Source organism: Aeromonas simiae, assembly GCF_000820125.1.
Taxonomy (GTDB): Bacteria; Pseudomonadota; Gammaproteobacteria; order Enterobacterales; family Aeromonadaceae; genus Aeromonas; species Aeromonas simiae.
The window spans coordinates 1-20,172 of sequence record NZ_CDBY01000063.1; the positions used below are offsets into that span (position 1 = coordinate 1).

Consider the following 20,172-nt stretch of genomic DNA (forward strand, 5'->3'; position numbering starts at 1 on the left):
CAGGCGGCGCGCCGCCTGCTGGATCGCCTCAAGCGGGGTGTGCCCAAGGTGGATGGCAATACCGTCCTGACGCCACGAGAGCAGCGCCCCCTCCCCCCACTCCGGCGCTGCCGGCTCCCGGCTCAACCAGATGTTCATGCGCACACCTCCCCAAGCCAGGCGGCGATGGTGCGCAGGCCGTGCCCCTTGGCGCCGACGGCCCAGAGATCGTTACCCGACTTCTGGTAGGAGGCGGACAAGTCCATGTGCACCCAACCGGCACCGCCGGCCCGCACGAAGCGCGACAAGAAGGCGGCAGCCGTGCTGGCTCCGGCAGTCCCTTCGGCACTCGCCACGTTGCCCATATCGGCAAACGACGAGCCGAGTTGTCCTTGATGCCAGGGCTCGAGCGGCAGCGGCCAGGCCTTCTCGTTTTCGCGGCGGGCGGCGCCGAGCAACCGGGCCGACTCGCTCTCGTCGAGGGCAAACACGGCGTTGTAGTCGCGTCCCAGCGCCATCTTGGCCGCCCCGGTCAGGGTCGCGGCATCGAGGATGTAGGGAGCGCCGCAGTCGACGGCGCAGAGCAGGCCGTCGGCCAGCACCAGACGACCTTCCGCGTCGGTGTTCTGGATCTCGACCGACAGGCCGTTGCGATAGGTGAGGATGTCGCCGAGCTTGAAGGCGTGGCCCGACACCAGGTTCTCGGCGCAGCAGAGAATGAGCTTGACCCGCTTGTCGAGGCCCCGGCTGATGGCAAGTGCCAGCGCGCCGGTCACCATGGCGGCGCCGCCCATGTCGGACTTCATCGGCAGCATGTTGTCAGAGGACTTCATCGAGTAGCCGCCCGAATCGAAGGTGATCCCCTTGCCCACCAGGGCCGCCGCCACCGGCGCGTCATCCTGACCCGTGGGGTTGTAGTCGAGCTCGAGCAGCACCGGCTCACGCTCGCTGCCGCGCCCCACCGACCAGATGCCGATGTGACCCGATTCTTGGAGCGCTTCACCAGCCGTGATGCGGGCGGTCACCTTGTCACCGGCAATGCTGCGAATGAGCAGTAGCGCCGACTCGGCCAGCGCCATGGGGTAGATCTCCTCCGGGCAGCCGTTGGTCACCTCGCGCACCCACTGGGTCGCCTTGAGCAGACCGCCGAGGGCTCGGGCCTCCTCGTCGCTCTGCTCACCGAAGTCCAGCTCGCGATTGCCCTTGGCCGCATAGAAGCCCTGGGCAAAGGCGAAGCGGCGCTCCAGATCCCACCCCTCACCGGCCAGCCGTACCTGGCGGATCCCGGAGGACTCGAGGCGGCGGCCGGCGCGCTGCACGGCGCGCAGGGCATCCCCATCGACATGGACAGTGGCGCTATCGCCGGAGAAGCTCAGCAGCGCCCCCTCGCCCCAGTATGCAGGGGCAGGGGCGGTGCCGAGCAGTACCTTCATCATGTCAGCCATCGTGATTTGCTTCCTTATTGTCTGCTGCGCCGGCAGAGGCGGCGCATGGCTCATATCAGTCGCTGCGGCAACAAAAAGGCCGCAGCCCCAAAGGGCTACGGCCTCTCACCATCTCATTGCGGCAGCATCACCACAGCGTCACTCAGTGGCGCTCGGAGGCGAGGTTGACGGTGTATTTCGGGAACTCCACCACCAGATCCTCGTCGGTCACCTTGGCCTGGCAACTGAGACGGGACTCGGGCTCGAGGCCCCAGGCCTTGTCCAGCATGTCATCTTCCAGCTCGTCGCTCGGGTCGAGGGAGTCAAACCCTTCGCGCACCACGCAGTGGCAGGTGGTGCAGGCGCAGGACTTCTCACAGGCGTGCTCCACCTCGATGCCGTTACGCAGGGCCACGTCGAGGATGGTCTCCCCCTCCTTGGCCTCCAAAACGGCGCCATCGGGGCAGAGATCGGCATGGGGCAATACAACAATTTTCGGCATGGTTACACCTTGTCTACGTTCTGGCCGGTCAGCACCTTGCGGATGGAGGCGTCCATCCGGCGGGCGGCAAACTCGGCGCTGGCCGCATCGGTTGCCTCGATGGCGGCCTTGATCTGATCTGTGCTGCCCTGCTGGCGTACCGCCACCAGAGCGTCCACCTTGGCGCGCAATGCGGCCAGCTCGCTCGCATCGAGCAGGGCATCACCGTCGGCAGCCAGCGCGGCGTTGAGGCTCTCGATCACCCGGTCGGCCTCCACCTGCTGCTCAGCCAGCATGCGGGCATCCATGTCCTCTTTGGCGTTCTCGATGGAGGATTGCAGCATGGAGAGGATCTCCCCCTCGCCCAGCCCGTAGGAGGGCTTGACCTGGATCTCGGCCTGCACGCCGGAGGATTTCTCCATGGCGGTGACCGACAGCAGGCCGTCGGCATCGACCTGGAAGGTGACCCGGATGTGGGCCGCACCGGCAGCCATCGGCGGAATGCCGGTCAGGGTGAAGCGCGCCAGGGAACGGCAGTCCGCCACCAGTTCACGCTCCCCCTGCACCACGTGGATCATCATGGCAGTCTGGCCATCTTTGAAGGTGGTGAACTCCTGGGCGCGGGCCACCGGTATGGTGGTGTTGCGCGGGATCACCTTCTCGGCCAGCCCCCCCATGGTCTCGAGCCCCAGGGAGAGCGGGATGACGTCGAGCAGCAGCATTTCGGCATCGGGCTTGTTGCCGACCAGGATATCGGCCTGCACGGCAGCGCCAATCGCCACCACCTTGTCCGGATCTATGCTGGTGAGCGGTGTGCGGCCGAAGAACTCGCCCACCTTCTCGCGCACCAGGGGCACCCGGGTCGAGCCGCCGACCATCACCACCTCGAGCACATCCATCGCCTCCACACCGGCGTCCTTGAGGGCGCGGCGACAGGCCAGCAGGGTGCGCTTGACCAGGGGCAGGGTCAGCTCGTTGAACAGCTCGCGGCTCACCTCGCCCTGCCAGCCGGCGAAGCTGACCGTCACGGCGGCCTCGTCGGTCAGGCGCTGCTTGGTGTCGCAGGCCAGATCGAGCAGGCGGCGCTGCTCACCCGCGCTCAGGGTTTCGCAGCCGGCTTGGTCACGGATCCAGTCCGCCAGCAGGTGGTCAAAATCATCGCCGCCGAGGGCGGAGTCCCCCCCCGTCGCCATCACCTCGAACACCCCGCGATTAAGGCGCAGGATCGAGATGTCGAATGTGCCGCCACCGAGATCGTAGACGGCAATCACCCCCTCCTGGCCCGAGTCGAGGCCATAGGCAATGGCGGCAGCGGTCGGCTCGTTGAGCAGCCGCAGCACATGCAGGCCAGCTAAGCGGGCCGCATCCTTGGTGCCCTGGCGCTGGGCATCGTCGAAGTAGGCAGGCACAGTGATGACCACCCCGTCCAGCTCGCCGCCCAGGGTTTCACGGCCACGAGCGGCCAAGGCCTTGAGGATCTCGGCCGAGACCTGTACCGGGTTGACCGGCCCCTGGCGGGTGAGGATGTGCGGCACCCCCTCCCCTTCGGCGAAGCGGTACGGCAGGCGATCGCGGCGTACATCACCGAGGGCCTTGCCCATCAGCCGCTTGACCGAGACGATGGTGTTTTCCGGGTCCAGGGCGGCATCCAGCTTGGCCTGACGACCGACGCGGATAGCCGCGTCCTGATAGTGAACGGCAGAGGGCAGGATATCGAAGCCCTCGTGGTCGGTCAGCGTCTCGACCTTGCCGCTGCGCACTGCGGCCACCAGTGAGTTGGTGGTACCAAGATCGATGCCAACGGCGAGTTTGTGCTGATGAGGCGCGGCGCTCTGGCCCGGCTCGGCGATTTGCAGTAATGCCATGGGTAATTACAGTTCCAGCAGGGAATCCTCGAGGCGTTCCAGCTCCTCGAGCATCTTGTCGACAAACTTGAGCTTGCGTACCGCATCCACAGCCGCATCCCACGAACGCGTCGCCAAATGCCGCTCCAACGCGGTCATCAGCACCTTGTGCTCGCCTTTGATTTCACGGCGAAAGGCGTCGATGGCCCCTTCCACGTCATCGGCAAAGCGCAGCTCCTCGAGGGCCTCACGCCACTCCATCTGCTGCATCAGAAAGGTTCTGTCCTGCAGGGTTTGGGATTCACCGCGAATGTCATGACCGTGCAAAGAGAGCAGGTACTCGGCACGGCGCAGCGGGGACTTGAGGGTGGCGTACGCCTCGTTGATCTGGGCGGCGCGGGTAACCGCAATCAGCCGCTCCCCTTCCGGGGCAGCGGCGAAGCGATCAGGGTGGAATTGAGCCTGCAGCCGACGGTAGGTATCGGCTAGGGCCGCCGCGTCGAGCGGGAACCCCTGCGGCAGGCCAAACAGCTCAAAATGGTTCATGAGGCGGCTCCGATCAGACGCTGAAGCTCTCGCCGCAGCCACACTCCCCCTTGGAGTTGGGGTTATTGAACTTGAAGCCTTCGTTGAGCCCCTCCTTGACGAAATCGAGTTCGGTTCCGTCCAGGTGGATGAGGCTCTTGCCGTCGACGATGATCTTGACACCATTTTGCTCGAAGACCAGATCTTCGGCACCGAGCTCATCGACAAACTCCAGCACGTAGGCCAGACCCGAGCAACCGGTTGTCTTGACGCCGAGGCGCAGGCCGATGCCCTTGCCCCGGTTAGTCAGAAAAGAGGCGACCCGAGCTGCCGCGGCGTCTGTCATGGAAATGGCCATACGTTAACTCCGGGCTCAGGCAATACCTTTCTTTTGCTTGTAATCGGCGATGGCGGCCTTGATGGCATCCTCCGCCAGGATGGAGCAGTGGATCTTCACCGGAGGAAGAGCCAGCTCTTCGGCGATGTCGGTGTTCTTGATCGACGCCGCTTCATCCAGCGTCTTCCCCTTGACCCATTCGGTCACCAGGGAGCTGGAGGCGATGGCGGAACCACAACCGTAGGTCTTGAACTTGGCATCCTCGATGACGCCCTCTTCGTTGATCTTCAGTTGCAGCTTCATCACGTCGCCGCATGCCGGCGCCCCCACCATGCCGGTGGCGATGCTCGGATCGTTCTTGTCGAACCCACCGACGTTGCGGGGGTTTTCGTAGTGGTCAATGACCTTTTCGCTGTAAGCCATAACTTAACTCCTGCAGATTCCGTCAACCCACTTCTCAGTGGTGGGCCCATTCGACTGTGTTCAGATCCACCCCGTCCTTGAACATCTCCCACAGGGGGGACATCTCACGCAGACGGCCGATGGAGTCGCGGATCAACTTGACCGCATAATCGATCTCTTCTTCGGTGGTGAAGCGACCGATGGAGAAACGGATGGAGCTGTGTGCCAGCTCGTCGTTCATGCCCAGTGCACGCAGCACATAAGAAGGCTCAAGGCTGGCCGAGGTACAGGCCGAGCCGGAAGAGACCGCCAGATCCTTGAGGGCCATGATGAGGGACTCCCCTTCCACGTAAGCGAAGCTGACGTTAAGGTTGCTCACCACGCGATGGGCCATGTCGCCGTTGACATAGACCTCTTCGATGTCCTTCAGGCCGTTCCACAGGCGATCCCGCAGGTGACGCATGCGCGCCATCTCGTCGGCCATCTCTTCTTTGGCAATGCGGAAGGCTTCGCCCATGCCCACGATCTGGTGGGTCGGCAGGGTACCGGAACGCATGCCGCGCTCGTGACCGCCACCGTGCATCTGGGCTTCGATACGTACGCGCGGCTTGCGACGCACGTAGAGGGCACCGATCCCCTTGGGGCCGTAAATCTTGTGGGCGGACAGCGAGAGCAGGTCGATCTTCATCGCTTCGACGTCGATCTCGACCTTGCCGGCGCTCTGGGCCGCGTCCACGTGCAGCAGCACCTTGCGGGCACGGCACAGCTCACCGATGCCCTTGATATCCTGGATAACGCCAATCTCGTTGTTCACATGCATCATGCTCACCAGGATGGTATCGTCACGCATGGCGTTTTCGATCATCTCGAGGGTGAACAGGCCGTTGGGCATCGGCTCGAGGTAGGTCACCTCAAACCCTTCACGCTCCAGTTGACGGCAGGTGTCGAGCACCGCCTTGTGTTCGGTCTTGGAGGTGATGATGTGCTTGCCTTTGCCGGCATAGAAGTGGGCCACGCCCTTGATAGCCAGGTTGTCGGATTCGGTCGCGCCAGAAGTGAAGACAATTTCGCGCGGGTCGGCACCGATCAGCTCTGCCACATGATTACGGGCCAGATCGACCGCCTCTTCCGCCTGCCAACCGAAACGGTGCGAGCGGGAAGCCGGGTTGCCGAACAGACCGTCCATGGTCAAACACTGCATCATCTTCTCTGCGACGCGCGGGTCAACCGGACAGGTAGCCGAATAATCAAGGTAAATAGGCAGTTTCATGTTTTTCTCCGTTACAACCGGGACCCCACTGGCCATGGGTTGCAGAAAGCACGCTTATAGTTGGACTTTCAAGCTCATATTGCTCGGTTCGGTGCGATCTCCCAGTGTCAGCACATTGTGATGATGCTGATCCTGCTTGCTGGAGATACGGCGGACATCCGCCTGGCGCACCAGCTCGGCCAGAGTGATCTCGCCGAGAAAACTGGAAATCCGCTCACTCAGATCCCGCCACAGGGAGTGAGTGAGGCATTGGGTACCACCGTGGCAGTCACCCTTACCGAGGCATTTGGTGGCATCGACCGACTCGTCAACGGCGCTGATCACCTGACCCACCGAGATCGCATCGGCAGCCATGCCGAGACGATAACCACCGCCCGGACCGCGCACGCTCTGCACCAGACCGTGTTTACGCAGACGAGCAAACAGCTGCTCCAGGTAGGAGAGGGAGATACCCTGACGTTCCGAAATATCCGCCAGGGGAACCGGCCCGGTATCAGCATGTAATGCTACATCCAGCATGGCGGTTACTGCATAACGTCCTTTAGATGTCAGTCTCATGGTGCTTTACCATCTCGCATAACTCACTGATCTGCATGCTCACATACCCGACTAATTTAGTCAAGAATATGGTTGAGCATTCCAGTAGGAATTATCTGGGCGGATGGGGTTTTTGCACTGAAGTCAGAATGCCGCGCAGGATATTGAGTTCAACCGTCTCGGGTCGAGCCCGATTGAACAGACGGCGCAGTTTATTCATCACTTGGCCGGGATGCCCTTCACTGATGAAGCCAGTGTGCAATAAGGTGCGTTCGAGATGGTGATAGAACCCCTCAAGCACATCGGCGCTCGGGTAATCGACCGGCTCCTCTTCAGCGGGGGAGGCCCCCTCCAGCCAGTGCATGCGCACCTCATAGCAGAGGGTCTGAACCGCCATGGCTAAGTTGAGCGAACTGTACTCCGGGTTCGCCGGAATAGCCACGTGATAGTGACACTTTTGCAGCTCGTCGTTGGTCAGGCCGGTACGCTCACGACCGAACACCAGCGCCACCGGATGACGGCGCCCCTCCTCGACCAGCTTCAGCCCTGCTTCGCGTGGCCCCAGCATGGGCCAGCTCAAGGTGCGGGAGCGGGCGCTGGTACCGATCACCAGACCACAGCCAGCAATCGCTTCATCCACAGTGGGGACGATACGGGCGCGCGCCAGAATGTCGCTGGCCCCTGCGGCCAGGGCGTTGGCATTACCATCGGGCAGCGCCTGGGGATCGACCAACACCAAGTTGCTCAACCCCATGGTCTTCATGGCCCGGGCGGCAGAGCCCATGTTGCCGGTATGGGAGGTGTTTACCAGTACGATACGAACCTGATCCAGCATGACCTGTTGTGTCTTGTCTCGAAATGACAGCGCGCAATTGTAGCATAGGAAAGGCGAAATTGGTCAGTCGAAAGGTGGGGCAAACGCACAAACTGCGAGCAGATAGCATCAATCGATCTTAGTCCCCCCTTCCCCCTCTCCTAGACTGAAGTGGGTGACATCATGAGGAGAATATCATGCTGGTGCGCCCTCTCTATGAGAGTCTGCCACCGCTCTGCCTCTTGGGTGGCAGTGCGGCGCTAGCACTGGGTGATCAACCACTACTGTGGCTGGCGGGCATCCTGTTGCTTGGCAGCGGCACCCTGATCTGGGTCATGCGCTCAAACTACCGCCGCACCGATCTGGTCATTTATCCTGCCCGGCGCTGGCTGAAACCAGAGTGGCTCTACGAACTGCAACCCTTCCTGCTGCTGTTACTGGCTCTGCTGTTGAGCCACTGGCCCCTGTACGGCCCCTGGCTTGCACTGCTGCCGGGGGGGTGGGCACTGCGCTGCCTGCTGCTGCGCCAGCGCCGTCGTCATCATGCCACCGGATTGACTCGCCAGTTACGGCGCCACCGAGGGCTCACCGCCCGCCGCTCCTTGCTGCGGCGCTGAACGCACCCGGCAAACCAACTCGGCCAGATCGGCCAATGGGTACTTGATGAGAGCCGGTAGCGCACTCATGTCGAGACTGTCGAGCAGGTTTTTGACCTCGAGTCCAAGCTCGGTATCCCCTTCAATCTTGAGGCGACGCTGGAAAAAGAGGGCATCCGGGTCTTCCTTGCGTCCGGCGATCAGCAGCAAGTCATTGGCCTCCCCGCTGAAGCTCACGTCGATCTCGGCACATTCGGGGGCCACTTTCAGTACCCCTTCCTGCAAAGTGATAAACCAGCACAACTCGAGATCGGTCACCGCAACCTTGAGCCAGCGCCCCGCCAGAAAATCAAAGTCTCCCTCTGCGATGGCCTCATGAAAGACCTTGGCCAGCAGGGTCTCCATCACCCGGCTTTGCAAGGCGCGGGGCACCAGTTTGAGGGGATGACGCAGAAAGTGGGGGGCCTGCTCGACCAGACGACGTTGCAGTTGCAAAAGCACGGGAGATCTCCTGTTGATTTTGCCGCATTCAAGCACAGAGCGTGCCGGTGGATCCTGTTGAAAATCAAACTTCTGCCACCTAACCCATAGGGGGAAAAGCCACGTAAAGCTGCCTCAGGTCAAAACCGCGCAGCGCGCCCCTGCCTACAATCGGGCCATTTTCACGATCAGGGAGCCCACTGATGGAATTACTCTGCCCGGCAGGCAATCTGCCGGCCCTGAAGAGCGCCGTAGACAACGGCGCCGATGCTGTCTACATCGGCTTCAAGGATGATACCAATGCCCGCCACTTCGCTGGGCTCAACTTCGATGGCGGCAAACTGGAGCGGGCAGTGCAGTATGTTCACGACCATGGTCGCAAGCTGCACATCGCCATCAATACCTTCGCTCATCCGGGGGCCGATGCCCGCTGGAAGCAGGCGGTCGACAAAGGGGCCGCCCTCGGCGCCGACGCCCTCATCATCGCCGATCTGGCCATTCTCGATTACGCCAGCCGCACCTACCCCGACATGGAGCTGCACGTCTCGGTGCAAGCCTCGGCCACCAATGCCGCCGCGATCCGTTTTTATCAGCAGCAGTTCAACGTCAAGCGGGTGGTGCTGCCGCGAGTGCTCTCCCTGCATCAGGTCAAGCAGCTGGCCCGCGAAACAGATATCGGCCTCGAAGTCTTTGCGTTCGGCAGCCTCTGCATCATGGCCGAAGGGCGTTGCTACCTCTCTTCTTACCTCACCGGCGAGAGCCCCAACACGGTCGGAGCCTGCTCACCGGCCAAGTTTGTGCGTTGGGAAGAGACGCCGGCAGGGCTCGAGTCACGCCTGAATGAAGTGCTCATCGATCGCTATGGTCCCGGAGAGAATGCCGGCTACCCGACCCTGTGTAAGGGGCGCTTCGAGGTCGATGGCCAGCTCTATCATGCCCTCGAGGAGCCGACCAGCCTCAACACCTTGGCGCTGCTGCCAGAGCTGTTTGCCACCGGGATCCAGTCGGTCAAGATCGAGGGGCGCCAGCGCAGTCCGGCCTATGTGGAGCAAGTCACCCGGGTGTGGCGCGCCGCCATCGATGCCTATCGCGCCGATCCCGAGCGCTACCAGGTCAAACCCGAATGGGATGCCCAGCTCGCCCGCGTCTCCGAGGGGAGCCAGACCACCCTCGGCGCCTATCACCGCAAGTGGCAGTAAGGAGGCCATATGAAATATTCTCTCGGACCCCTGCTCTTTTACTGGCCTGCCGCCACGACCCGCGCCTTCTATCAACGTGCCGCTCACAGCAGTGCCGATGTCATCTACCTCGGTGAGACCGTGTGCAGCAAGCGCCGCGAACTGAAAGCCGATGACTGGCTGACCCTTGCCCGTGACATGAGTGATGCTGGCAAGCAGGTCGTCCTCTCCACGCTGGCCCTCATCAGCGCCCCCTCCGAACTCAAGGAGGTCAAACGCATGGTGGACAACGGTGAGTGGATGATCGAGGCCAATGACCTTGGCGCCGTGCAACTTGCCGCCGAGGCGTCGGTGCCTTTTGTCTGTGGCCCGGCCATCAACGCCTACAACACCGAGGTGCTGCGCATGCTGCTGCGCCAGGGTATGAAGCGCTGGGTCATGCCGGTGGAGCTATCCCGTGACTGGCTGGTCGCGCTGGTGGAAGAGTGCGGGCCGCTGCGCCGTGAATTCGAGGTGGAGGTGTTTGCCTACGGCCATCTGCCGCTCGCCTACTCGGCTCGCTGCTTCACCGCCCGCTCTCTCGATCGGCCCAAGGATCAGTGCGAGCTGGCCTGCATCGACTACCCGACCGGACGCATCGCCAGCAGCCGCGAGGGGGAGAGCGTCTTCAATCTCAACGGCATCCAGACCCAGTCAGGCTACTGCTACAACCTGATCAACGATCTCCCTTCCATGGCTGACTTGGTCGATGTGGTCAGGCTCAGCCCGCAGGGAGACGACACCCTGACCTGGATCGAGCGCTTTCGTGCCAACCAGCAGGGCCATGCCCCCCAGCCACTGGCGACGCAGCAGGACTGCAACGGCTACTGGCGCCAGATCCCGGGCATGCAGTTGGTCTCTTGAAACGACGCGCTACGGATAAAAAAACAGGCCTCAGATTGAGGCCTGTTTTTTTGCACTGACGTCGGTGCTGTTTTGCCGCTTGCGCGACATCAGATCCAGCTCGAGCAGGGCATAGCGATGCTCGATGAAGTCATAGACGTTGTTGGCAAGGGCCAGCTTGAAGTAGCTGATGGCCTCTTTGCGGTTGCCCTTGGCGAGCTCCAGCTTGCCGAGGTAGAAGTAGGTCTCGCACAGGCGTTCGGCCAGATCGCGATTCTCCTTCACCCCCTTGATGACGTTGCCCATCAACTGGGTCGGGGTCAGATCGCCCAAGTACAGGCGCACCAGATCCCAATTCCAGCTGCTATCGTGGTACTTCTCGTAACGCTCGCGCATGTTACGCTTGGCCCGGTCGGCATCGAGCTTGGCTTCCGCCAGGAACAACCAGAGAACCCGGTAGGGATCTTCCGGCTCAGCCTCGAAGAAACGCTTGATGTCGGAGGCGGCCAGATCGGGGCGGTTGCCGTAATAGAGGGCGATGCCACGATTGAGGTAGGCATAGTCGTAATCGGGGGCCAGCTCGAGCGCCGAATCGAACGCCTCATAGGCCTCGTCATAGTTCTGTTGCTGCACCAGATAGACGCCGATGAAGTTGTAAGCCTCGGCAAAATCAGGCTTCTCACGCAGGGCTCGGGTGAAGTCGAGACGGGCCAGTGAACGCAGACCAACGCGATCGAACACCACGGCCCGCTCATAGAAGAGCTCGGCCCGCTGCTCCTTGGTCAGCTCCATCTCACTTAGCATCTGGCCAAGACGGGCCAGCGCCAGCTCGCTCTGGTAAGAGACTTGCAACGGCGTCGCCAGAATGAGGGAGGCAGGTTCCGGCTTAGGAGGCAGAGACTGCTTGGGGGGCTCAACATGATCGGTGCTACTGCATCCCCAGATGGACAGCACCAACAGGATACCGAGCAGGTACCTGATTCCTTTCCAGTTGCTCAACGAAAACTCCGCTGCATTAGCTTTACCCGCTTATGGTAAAGGGCCGATCGCGGTTTGTCATGTGGCAGTCCAGACCCAGACGCAAATAAATCAGGCCTCAATGGGATAACCGGCTTCATTCCAGCCACGAAAGCCACCATCCACGCTCACAACCTTCCCATACCCCATTTTTTGCAAGGCATCGGCCGCCAGAATGGAGCGAAAACCACCACCACAATAGAGGTAGAGTTCACTGTTTGGATCCGGATAACGAGTCTCGATGTCGCGCTCGATCACCCCTTTACCGAGGTAGACGGCGCCGGGCAGGTGGCCCTTGGCCCACTCGCTCTCCTCACGAACGTCGATGAGGATGAAGTCACGCCCTTCGTCCATCCAGCGCTTGATCTGATGGATATCGGTCTCCTGCACCTGGTGGCGGATCTGTTCGACCAGCGCCAAAAAACGCGGATTATGCTGCATCTTATTCTCCCTTGCAGATAAACAATGAGCGCCCGCTGGGGCGCTCATCAGATTAAGGCATGATCTCTTGCTGATCCGCCCCTTCCTTCTCAATCTGGGGTGGCAGCATGTGCTCACGCTTGACCCCGAGATACATGGCTAGGGCACTGGCCACATAGATGGAGGAGTAGGTACCAAAGCCCACCCCGACCAGCATGGCCGTGGAGAAGCCGTGGATCAACGGGCCGCCCTTGAGGAACAGCGCCATCACCACCACGAAGGTCAGCCCCGAGGTGATGATGGTCCGGCTCAGAGTCTCGGTCATCGACAGATCCAGGATGTAGGGGGTGTCCCCCTTGCGGATCTTGCGGAAGTTTTCCCGCAACCGGTCAAACACCACGATCGTGTCGTTAAGCGAGTAGCCGATCACCGTCATCAGGGCCGCCACCACGGTCAGATCGAACTCGATCTGGAACCAGGCGAAGATGCCGAGGGTGATGACGATATCGTGCACCAGAGAGGCAATGCCCCCCACGGCCAGACGCCACTCGAAACGGAACGCCACGTAGAGCAGGATACAGATGACCGAGGCCAGCATGGCCAGGGCACCGTCAGTGGCCAGCTCTTCCCCCACCGAGGGACCGACAAACTCGACCCGCTTCAGGGTAGCGGCCGGATTGACCTTCTGAGCAGCGGCCAACACCTGACGCCCCTGCTCCTCCACCTTAACCCCTTCATGGGGGGACAGACGGATCAGCACATCCTGGCTGGAGCCAAAGTGCTGCAAGGTCGCCCCTTCAATCTGGTTGTTGGCGAGGGCATCACGCACCTCGTCCAGCTCGACACTCTGCTGGAAGCCGATCTCGATGATGGTACCACCGGTGAAATCGAGCCCCCAGTTGAACCCCTTCTGGAACACGCACACCAGCGAAAGCACCATCAGCGCGGCAGAGAAGATCATGCCGGGCTTGGCATACTTCATGAAGGGAATAGGTTTCTCAAAATGTAAGATCTGAAACATCGCAATTCCCTCAGATAGGCAGCTTGTCAAGACGCCGCCCACCCCACGCCAGATTGATAATGGCGCGCGAGACGGTGATGGCCGTGAACATGGAGATGGTCAGACCGATACCCAAGGTCAGGGCAAAACCCTTGATGGGGCCGGTGCCGATACCAAACAGGATCACGGCGGTGATCAGCGAGGTGATGTTGGAGTCGGCGATGGTCGAGAAGGCACGGTCAAAGCCAAGATGGATGGCCTGCTGTACCCCGCGACCGGCGCGCAGCTCTTCGCGGATCCGCTCGTAGATCAGCACGTTGGCATCGATCGCCATACCGAGGGTCAGCACGATACCGGCGATCCCCGGCAGCGTCATGGTCGCCCCCGGAATCATCGACATCACCCCGACCAGCAGCACCAGGTTGAGGGAGAGCGCCAGGTTGGCGACCCAGCCAAAGGCGCGGTAGTAGATGCCCATGAACAGGACGATGAACACCATGCTCCACATCATGGCCTGCAAGCCACTGTCGATGTTCTGCTGGCCCAGGCTAGGGCCAATGGTGCGCTCTTCGACGATCTGGATCGGGGCGATCAGGGCACCGGCACGCAGCAGCAGCGCCAGATTGTGCGCTTCGTTGGCGTTGTCGATACCGGTGATGCGGAACTGGCTGCCCAGGCGCGATTGAATGGTGGCGACGTTGATCACCTCTTCATTCTTGCGGAACTTGCGCTTGCCATCCGGACCCGGCTCACCGACCGGCTTGTATTCGATGAAGACGGTGGCCATGCCCTTGCCGACGTTGTCCTTGGTGAAGGCGGCCATCTTGTTGCCACCCTGACTGTCGAGCTTGATGTTGACCTGGGGACGGCTGTACTCGTCAAAACCGGACTGGGCTCCGACGATATGATCGCCGGTCAGGATGATGCGCTTTTGCAGCACCACAGGACGGCCATGGCGATCGTTGTAGAGCTTGGAGCTGGGCGGAACGCGACCGGACTGAGGGTCGGCGGTCTCATCGACCATGTGGAACTCCAGGGTCGCGGTGGCGCCCAGGATCTCCTTGGCACGCGCGGTATCCTGGATGCCGGGCAACTCGACCACGATACGATCGGCACCCTGCTGCTGCACCAGCGGCTCGGCGACGCCCAGCTCGTTGACCCGGTTACGGATGATGGTGATGTTCTGCTCCAGGGCGTACTTGCGTACCTCCTTGAGCTTCTGATCACTCATGCCGGCCCGCAGGCTGAACTGGCCGTTGCTGGTGTCGCTGCTGAAGGCGAGATCCTGATACTGGCGGCGCAGGTGGGAGAGGGCCTTGTCTAGACTCTCTTCGTCACGAAAACGCACCACCACCTGATCGCCGCTGCGGTTGACACCGGCGTAACGGATCTTCTCGTTGCGCAGCTCGGAGCGGAAATCCTGCACCATCTGCTCTTGCTGCTTGGCAATTGCCTCGGCCATGTCCACTTCCATCAGGAAGTGCACACCACCGCGCAGGTCAAGACCGAGTTTGAGGGGGGCGGCACCAAAGCTCTCCAGCCAGGCCGGCGTGGAAGGTGCCAGGTTAAGGGCGACAACGAAGTCATCACCCAGCTTGTCGGCCACCAAGTCGCGGGCCTTGAGCTGAGCCTCAGTATTATTGAAGCGAACCAGGATCTGCTCGTTCTCGAAGGCGGCATGCTTGGGTTCGATGCCGGCCTGGGAGAGAAGCTCCCGGACCTGATCGAGGGTAGCCAGCTCAACTTGCGCTCCGCGACTTGCGGAGATCTGCAAGGCCGGGTCCTCGCCATATAGGTTGGGTGCTGCATAGAGAAAACCGATGGCGACCACGAAGATCACCATCAGGTTTTTCCACAGCGGGAAGCGGTTTAGCACGCTGTGCTCCTTGGGAGATTACAGGGACTGGAGAGAGCCCTTGGGCAGTACGGCCGTCACGAAATCACGCTTGATGGTGATCTGGGTCTGCTCGTTCAGTGCCAGCACAAGGTAGTCGTTCTCGGTAGAGACCTTGACGATCTTGCCAACCAGGCCACCGGAAGTGAGGACTTCGTCACCCTTGGCCAGGGAGCTCATCAGGTTCTTGTGCTCCTTCACGCGCTTGGCTTGCGGGCGGTAGATCATGAAGTAGAAGATAAGGCCGAACACGGCCAGCATGATGATCATTTCCATACCGCCACCCTGGGGTGCCGCAGCGCCTGCGTCAGCGTAAGCCTTGGAGATAAAGCTCATTTAAAAAACCTCTTTGGTCAGTGATAAATCCGTGAGTTCACAACAACGAAACGACCTTACTCGCTGGCCGCTTCTGCCAGGGGAGGAACGGGCTTCCCTTGCCGACGATAAAACTCAGTTACAAAGTCGTCTAATTTACCCTGCTCGATAGCGTCCCGTAAACCTTGCATCACGCGCTGGTAGTAGCGCAGGTTGTGGATGGTGTTCAGGCGGGCGCCGAGGATTTCATTACACTTGTCCAGGTGATGCAAGTAGCTACGGCTGTAGTTTTGACATGTGTAACAGTCACACTCTGCATCCAGCGGGCTGGTGTCCTCACGGTGTTTGGCGTTACGGATCTTCACGACGCCGTCGGTGGTGAACAGATGCCCGTTACGGGCGTTACGGGTCGGCATCACGCAGTCAAACATATCGATACCGCGGCGCACCCCTTCCACCAGATCCTCCGGCTTGCCCACCCCCATCAGATAGCGCGGCTTGTCGGCCGGGATCTTCGGGCAGACGTGCTCGAGGATGCGGTGCATGTCCTCTTTGGGCTCGCCCACGGCCAGCCCCCCCACGGCGTAGCCGTCGAAGCCGATCTCAAGCAGACCGTCGAGGGAGACATCGCGCAGCGGCTCATAGACCGAGCCCTGGATGATGCCAAACAGCGCATTCTTGTTACCCAGCTCATTGAAGCGTTCGCGCGAGCGCTTGGCCCAGCGCAGGGACATCTCCATCGACTTGCGGGCTTCTTCATAGGTGGCCGGATACGGGGTGCACTCGTCAAAGATCATCACGATGTCGGAGCCGAGATCGTACTGGATCTCCATCGATTTCTCGGGGGAGAGGAAGATCTTGTCGCCATTGATGGGGTGACGGAAAGTGACGCCCTCTTCGGTGATCTTGCGAATGTCGCCCAGACTGAACACCTGGAAACCACCGGAGTCGGTCAGAATGGGGCCATGCCAGTTCATGAAGTCGTGCAGATCGCCGTGCTTGCGCATCACGTCCTGCCCCGGTCGCAACCAGAGGTGGAAGGTGTTGCCAAGCAGGATCTGGGCGCCGGTCTCGGCCACCTCTTCCGGGGTCATCCCCTTGACGGTGCCGTAGGTGCCGACCGGCATGAAGGCCGGGGTCTGCACTGTGCCGCGCTCAAACACCAGCTGGCCGCGACGGGCACGCCCGTCGGTGGTTTTCAGTTCAAATTTCATCGCTTACCTCGATAAAGCCAGAGAAACAGTCTGACAGGGTGGGCTTGCGCCCGAAGACAGCCGCCAAACGGTCAGCGGCTGCGGCGACGGGTGACGAACATGGCGTCCCCGTAGCTGAAGAAACGGTACTGCTCGGCCACCGCCTCGCGATAGGCCGCCATCACGTTGTCATAGCCGGCAAAGGCGCTGACCAGCATGATGAGGGTCGACTCCGGCAGATGGAAGTTGGTGATCATCGCGTCCACCACCTGAAACTCGTAACCCGGGAAGATGAAGATGTCGGTATCGCTGAAAAACGGCGCCAGCGGCTTGCCTTCGGCCTGAGTCACCCGGGCGGCGCTCTCGAGCGAACGCACCGAGGTGGTACCGACCGCGATCACCCGGCCACCGCGGGCGCGGGTGGCATTGATGGCGTCGACCACCTCTTGGGGCACCTCGGCATATTCCGAGTGCATGTGGTGATCTTCAATCTTGTCGACCCGCACCGGCTGGAAGGTGCCCGCCCCCACGTGCAGGGTGACAAACGCGGTCTCCACCCCCTTGGCGCGGATCTGAGCGAGCAGCGCTTCGTCAAAATGCAGGCCGGCCGTCGGCGCCGCGACCGCACCGGGCTTGGCGTTGTAGACGGTCTGGTAGCGCTCCTTGTCGGCGTCCTCGTCCGGACGATCGATATAGGGAGGAAGCGGCATGTGTCCGACCGCCTCCAAGATCTCCAGCACCGGGCGCGGGTCAAGGAAGTGGATCTCGAACAGGGCATCGTGGCGGGCCCGCATCTCGGCCTCGATACCACCATCGAAGATCAGCCGGGTACCCGGCTTGGGCGCCTTGGAGGCGCGCACATGGGCCAGCACCGAGTGCTCATCGATGATCCGCTCGACCAGCATCTCCAGCTTGCCGCCACTGGCTTTTTGGCCAAACAGGCGGGCCGGTATGACGCGGGTGTTGTTGAACACCAGCAGATCGCCGGGATTGAGCAGACCCAGAATGTCGACAAATTGGCCGTGACGGCGCTCGCCACTCTGCCCTTCGAGTTGCAGCAGACGGCTGGCGGTACGTACGGCGGTGGGATAACGAGCGATCAGCTCGTCCGGAAGGTCAAAATGAAAATCAGAAACTTGCATCACACACCTCGGGGAATCGGCGGCTAGTCTAGTTATCCCCCCGTGCCGTGGCAACCCAAATCGGGCCATGACGAGAGCGTGACGGCGCCACTTTGCAAGCCTTTCAGCCCCATTCTGTGAAGCACGGCGAGTTAGCAAAGGATTAACAAGTACTCTTGACCCTGATCAATTTGAGCGGGCCTAGCACGAGTAAGGTGAAGTGAATGGCGGCAGTGAAAGAGAGGAGGCCCACCATGATCACCCTATCCGAAATCATGACCGAGCATCCCTTCACTCTGGGGCCGGAAAACAGTCTGAAACAAGCCATCGACCTGATGGGCCAGGAGCGGATCCGCCACATCCCGGTGGTGGACGACGAGGAGCGTCTGCTCGGCTTGGTCACCTTGAGTGACGTGCTGGCCAGCTGCGAGTCCAAGCTGTTTGTCACCACCAGAGACAAGGAAGAGGAGTTCACCGACAGCGTACAACTCGGTGAGATCATGACCCGCAATGTGGCCTGGGTCGATCCCCATGCCGGCATCAAGGAGGCGGCCCTCTATCTGCAACGTCACAAATATGGCTGCCTGCCCATTGTCGAGCGGGGCAAGCTGATTGGAATCGTCACCGACTCTGACTTTGTGGCCGTGGCCATCAACCTGCTTGAGATCATGGCCGAGCGGGAGCCGGATGAAGGCGAAGTTGATCTATAAATTACGTAATAAAATTACATAACGAGTGATATTTGCACTAAATAATCGCTGTTTTGCTGAAAGTGTTTCAGTTATAGAAATTTATTACAACAGATGATTGCAATGTGATCCTGCTCACACTACTATGCTCCCCGCAAGATTGCTGAAGAACGGGCTGCGGAGTGTGCACCCGCAGGCGCGTTCTCCCTCGTGTGCAAATTTGCAACACCCCATAGTTTGTCTTTGCCGCCCTGCGGCACTTTGTAACGCCATTCCTTGTTGATAAACCCGGTCCTCAGGCCGGGATTTTTTTGTCCGCTTGTCAGCCCGCGCCGCTTCGTCTAGCCTTGCCCCATTTGTCTGGCAGGCCCGCTTCATGAATTTTCTGGCCCATCTCCACCTGGCCGAACACAGCCATACCTCGCCGCTTGGCAACCTGCTCGGCGACTTCGTCAAGGGGCCACTGGCCGGCGATCTCGCCCCCGAGCTGTTACTCGGGATCCGGCTGCACCGCGACATCGACCGCTTCACCGACACCCACGTCGAGCACAAGGCGGCCTGCACCCTGTTCCCCGCCCCCTGGCGCCGCTTCGCCCCGGTGGTCGTCGATCTGCTCTATGACCACTGGCTCTCACGGCACTGGACCCGCTTCAGCCCCCGTCCTCTGGATGATTTTCTCGACGCCCACTACCGGGCTCTGCTCGCCGCCCGCCCCTATCATGCCGAACATCTGCCCCACGGCTTGCCGCTGGCGCTACGCCGGATGGCCGAGCAGCGCTGGCTCGAGAGTTATGCCAGCCGGGAGGGGATCGCCATGGCGCTCGACGGCATAGGGCGACGGCTGCGCCGACCCCTTCCCCTCTCGGCCGCATTGGCGCCGCTGGGTGAGCAGGGGTGGCAACACATTGAATTGGGATTTCTGCGCTTCTATCCGCAGTTACTGGCGCACACCGAGCAGACAGGGCAAGCGCTGCGCCAGGAGATGATGGCCGCTCAGATGCACGGCCAGAGGGGTTAGGGCGTGCGCAACTTCTTAAGGCCAAGCCCCAGCTCGCGGCCGCGCAACCGGGCGTAGAGGGTGCAGCCCACAAAGGCCAGCACGGTCAGCCCTAGCTCAACCAGCGCCAGGGCGCGCTCCCCTTCATCGACCACCAGCAGGGTCAGTGAGTGGAGGAAGTAGAACATCAAGATGAAGGTGGCCCAGGCGTGGGTATAGGGACGCCCGGCCAGGATACCGCGCAGGGGAAACAACAGCGGCACGCCCCAGATGGTGGGCAGCAGCGGCCCCGGCAAGCCCGGATGGGGCGACAGCCAGGCGTGCCACAGCACCACCCACAGCAGCAGCCCCAGATAGCCGGTCAGCGCCAGGATGCGCGCTTGCCCTGTGCTCACAGGATCTCCAGCACTTGCTCGGGGGGTCGGCCGATGCGGGCACGGCCATTGGCGATGACGATGGGGCGTTCGATCAACTTGGGATGGGCGACCATGGCGTGGATCAGCGCGTCACCGGATTGCTCAGCCAGCGCCAGCTCACGGTAGAGCTCCTCCTTGGTGCGCATCAACTGGCGCGGATCAGCAAAGCCAAGCAGGGAGAGCAGCTCACGAACCTGCGCCTCATCGGGGGCCTGCTCCAGATAGAGGGTCACTTCCGGCGCAATTCCCCGGCTCTCCAGCAGTGCCAGTGTCTCACGGCTCTTGGAACAACGCGGATTGTGGTAGATTCGGACCTGGCTCATGCATACACCTCTGTTCTGGTTACCAATACGGTCGCCAT

At 61.3% G+C, this 20,172-nt stretch carries 24 protein-coding genes and 1 pseudogene; 5 read left to right on the forward strand and 20 right to left on the reverse strand.

The features are described from left to right. The 10 genes and pseudogenes from BN1134_RS19355 to trmJ all read right to left on the reverse strand — a co-directional run. Positions 1 to 138 (reverse strand): annotated as a pseudogene (locus BN1134_RS19355) (aminopeptidase PepB); the annotation flags it as partial. Further along, positions 135 to 1,424: an aminopeptidase PepB gene (gene pepB / locus BN1134_RS13215; RefSeq protein ID WP_042047775.1), complete on the reverse strand. Its 1,290-nt coding sequence runs from the start codon at positions 1,422 to 1,424 to the stop codon at positions 135 to 137. The gene pepB and the pseudogene BN1134_RS19355, both read right to left, overlap by 4 nt. A gap of 142 nt (positions 1,425 to 1,566) precedes the next feature. Next, positions 1,567 to 1,905 (reverse strand): ISC system 2Fe-2S type ferredoxin, encoded by a 339-nt coding sequence (gene fdx / locus BN1134_RS13220; RefSeq protein WP_042047776.1) that lies wholly within the window; start codon positions 1,903 to 1,905, stop codon positions 1,567 to 1,569. A 2-nt stretch (positions 1,906 to 1,907) separates the two neighbouring features. Further along, on the reverse strand, positions 1,908 to 3,749 hold the full coding sequence (gene hscA, locus BN1134_RS13225; RefSeq protein ID WP_042047778.1) for a Fe-S protein assembly chaperone HscA: 1,842 nt from the start codon (positions 3,747 to 3,749) through the stop codon (positions 1,908 to 1,910). A 6-nt stretch (positions 3,750 to 3,755) separates the two neighbouring features. Next, complete coding sequence (hscB, locus tag BN1134_RS13230; protein ID WP_042047779.1) at positions 3,756 to 4,274, reverse strand: co-chaperone HscB; 519 nt, start codon at positions 4,272 to 4,274, stop codon at positions 3,756 to 3,758. Positions 4,275 to 4,287: 13 nt separating this feature from the next. Next, complete coding sequence (gene iscA / locus BN1134_RS13235) at positions 4,288 to 4,611, reverse strand: iron-sulfur cluster assembly protein IscA (RefSeq protein ID WP_042047781.1); 324 nt, start codon at positions 4,609 to 4,611, stop codon at positions 4,288 to 4,290. A gap of 15 nt (positions 4,612 to 4,626) precedes the next feature. Then, complete coding sequence (iscU, locus tag BN1134_RS13240; RefSeq protein ID WP_042047782.1) at positions 4,627 to 5,013, reverse strand: Fe-S cluster assembly scaffold IscU; 387 nt, start codon at positions 5,011 to 5,013, stop codon at positions 4,627 to 4,629. Between the two features lie 34 nt (positions 5,014 to 5,047). After that, a complete protein-coding gene (locus tag BN1134_RS13245) occupies positions 5,048 to 6,262 on the reverse strand; it encodes an IscS subfamily cysteine desulfurase (RefSeq protein WP_042047784.1) in 1,215 nt (404 codons plus the stop codon). A 54-nt stretch (positions 6,263 to 6,316) separates the two neighbouring features. Further along, on the reverse strand, positions 6,317 to 6,820 hold the full coding sequence (gene iscR / locus BN1134_RS13250) for a Fe-S cluster assembly transcriptional regulator IscR (RefSeq protein ID WP_042047785.1): 504 nt from the start codon (positions 6,818 to 6,820) through the stop codon (positions 6,317 to 6,319). Positions 6,821 to 6,911: 91 nt separating this feature from the next. Then, on the reverse strand, positions 6,912 to 7,634 hold the full coding sequence (gene trmJ, locus BN1134_RS13255; RefSeq protein WP_042047786.1) for a tRNA (cytosine(32)/uridine(32)-2'-O)-methyltransferase TrmJ: 723 nt from the start codon (positions 7,632 to 7,634) through the stop codon (positions 6,912 to 6,914). Between the two features lie 176 nt (positions 7,635 to 7,810). Here trmJ and BN1134_RS13260 point away from each other — a divergent pair, with 176 nt between their 5' ends. Further along, the gene (locus BN1134_RS13260; protein WP_042047788.1) at positions 7,811 to 8,230 is read left to right on the forward strand and encodes a hypothetical protein; all 420 of its coding nucleotides are present in this window, start codon (positions 7,811 to 7,813) and stop codon (positions 8,228 to 8,230) included. Here BN1134_RS13260 and ubiT read toward each other — a convergent pair. Beyond that, complete coding sequence (gene ubiT, locus BN1134_RS13265; protein ID WP_042047790.1) at positions 8,180 to 8,710, reverse strand: ubiquinone anaerobic biosynthesis accessory factor UbiT; 531 nt, start codon at positions 8,708 to 8,710, stop codon at positions 8,180 to 8,182. The two genes, BN1134_RS13260 and ubiT, sit on opposite strands and share 51 nt — an antisense overlap. A gap of 182 nt (positions 8,711 to 8,892) precedes the next feature. Here ubiT and ubiU point away from each other — a divergent pair, with 182 nt between their 5' ends. Beyond that, entirely contained in the window at positions 8,893 to 9,888 is a 996-nt protein-coding gene (gene ubiU, locus BN1134_RS13270; protein WP_042047791.1) for a ubiquinone anaerobic biosynthesis protein UbiU, read from the forward strand. 9 nt (positions 9,889 to 9,897) lie between these two features. Then, positions 9,898 to 10,770 carry a U32 family peptidase gene (locus BN1134_RS13275; RefSeq protein WP_042047792.1) on the forward strand — a complete coding sequence of 291 codons (873 nt, stop codon included), beginning with the start codon at positions 9,898 to 9,900 and terminating at the stop codon, positions 10,768 to 10,770. Between the two features lie 30 nt (positions 10,771 to 10,800). Here the strand turns inward: BN1134_RS13275 and nlpI are convergent, their stop codons facing one another. The 7 genes from nlpI to queA form a co-directional block, all read right to left on the reverse strand. Beyond that, on the reverse strand, positions 10,801 to 11,748 hold the full coding sequence (gene nlpI, locus BN1134_RS13280) for a lipoprotein NlpI (RefSeq protein WP_332309661.1): 948 nt from the start codon (positions 11,746 to 11,748) through the stop codon (positions 10,801 to 10,803). Between the two features lie 90 nt (positions 11,749 to 11,838). Further along, positions 11,839 to 12,207, reverse strand: coding sequence for a rhodanese-like domain-containing protein (locus tag BN1134_RS13285; protein ID WP_042047793.1), 369 nt, complete (start codon positions 12,205 to 12,207; stop codon positions 11,839 to 11,841). 52 nt (positions 12,208 to 12,259) lie between these two features. Continuing rightward, a complete protein-coding gene (secF, locus tag BN1134_RS13290; protein ID WP_042047794.1) occupies positions 12,260 to 13,207 on the reverse strand; it encodes a protein translocase subunit SecF in 948 nt (315 codons plus the stop codon). A gap of 10 nt (positions 13,208 to 13,217) precedes the next feature. Next, positions 13,218 to 15,062, reverse strand: coding sequence for a protein translocase subunit SecD (gene secD / locus BN1134_RS13295; RefSeq protein ID WP_042047796.1), 1,845 nt, complete (start codon positions 15,060 to 15,062; stop codon positions 13,218 to 13,220). 18 nt (positions 15,063 to 15,080) lie between these two features. Next, positions 15,081 to 15,416, reverse strand: coding sequence for a preprotein translocase subunit YajC (yajC, locus tag BN1134_RS13300; protein WP_042047797.1), 336 nt, complete (start codon positions 15,414 to 15,416; stop codon positions 15,081 to 15,083). Between the two features lie 56 nt (positions 15,417 to 15,472). Continuing rightward, positions 15,473 to 16,609: a tRNA guanosine(34) transglycosylase Tgt gene (gene tgt, locus BN1134_RS13305; RefSeq protein WP_042047798.1), complete on the reverse strand. Its 1,137-nt coding sequence runs from the start codon at positions 16,607 to 16,609 to the stop codon at positions 15,473 to 15,475. Between the two features lie 71 nt (positions 16,610 to 16,680). After that, a complete protein-coding gene (gene queA / locus BN1134_RS13310) occupies positions 16,681 to 17,730 on the reverse strand; it encodes a tRNA preQ1(34) S-adenosylmethionine ribosyltransferase-isomerase QueA (protein ID WP_042047800.1) in 1,050 nt (349 codons plus the stop codon). 233 nt (positions 17,731 to 17,963) lie between these two features. On the opposite strand from queA, the gene BN1134_RS13315 reads away from it, so the two are divergent. Next, positions 17,964 to 18,419, forward strand: a complete 456-nt coding sequence (locus BN1134_RS13315; RefSeq protein WP_042047801.1) for a CBS domain-containing protein — start codon at positions 17,964 to 17,966, stop codon at positions 18,417 to 18,419. A 355-nt stretch (positions 18,420 to 18,774) separates the two neighbouring features. After that, the gene (locus tag BN1134_RS13320; RefSeq protein WP_042047802.1) at positions 18,775 to 19,416 is read left to right on the forward strand and encodes an acyl carrier protein phosphodiesterase; all 642 of its coding nucleotides are present in this window, start codon (positions 18,775 to 18,777) and stop codon (positions 19,414 to 19,416) included. On the opposite strand, the gene BN1134_RS13325 is transcribed toward BN1134_RS13320, so the two are convergent. Then, positions 19,413 to 19,790 carry a DUF2069 domain-containing protein gene (locus tag BN1134_RS13325; protein ID WP_042047804.1) on the reverse strand — a complete coding sequence of 126 codons (378 nt, stop codon included), beginning with the start codon at positions 19,788 to 19,790 and terminating at the stop codon, positions 19,413 to 19,415. The genes BN1134_RS13320 and BN1134_RS13325 overlap by 4 nt on opposite strands. Next, positions 19,787 to 20,134 (reverse strand): arsenate reductase (glutaredoxin), encoded by a 348-nt coding sequence (arsC, locus tag BN1134_RS13330; RefSeq protein WP_042047806.1) that lies wholly within the window; start codon positions 20,132 to 20,134, stop codon positions 19,787 to 19,789. Before arsC ends, BN1134_RS13325 begins: the two co-directional genes overlap by 4 nt. Positions 20,135 to 20,172: the final 38 nt, after the last annotated feature.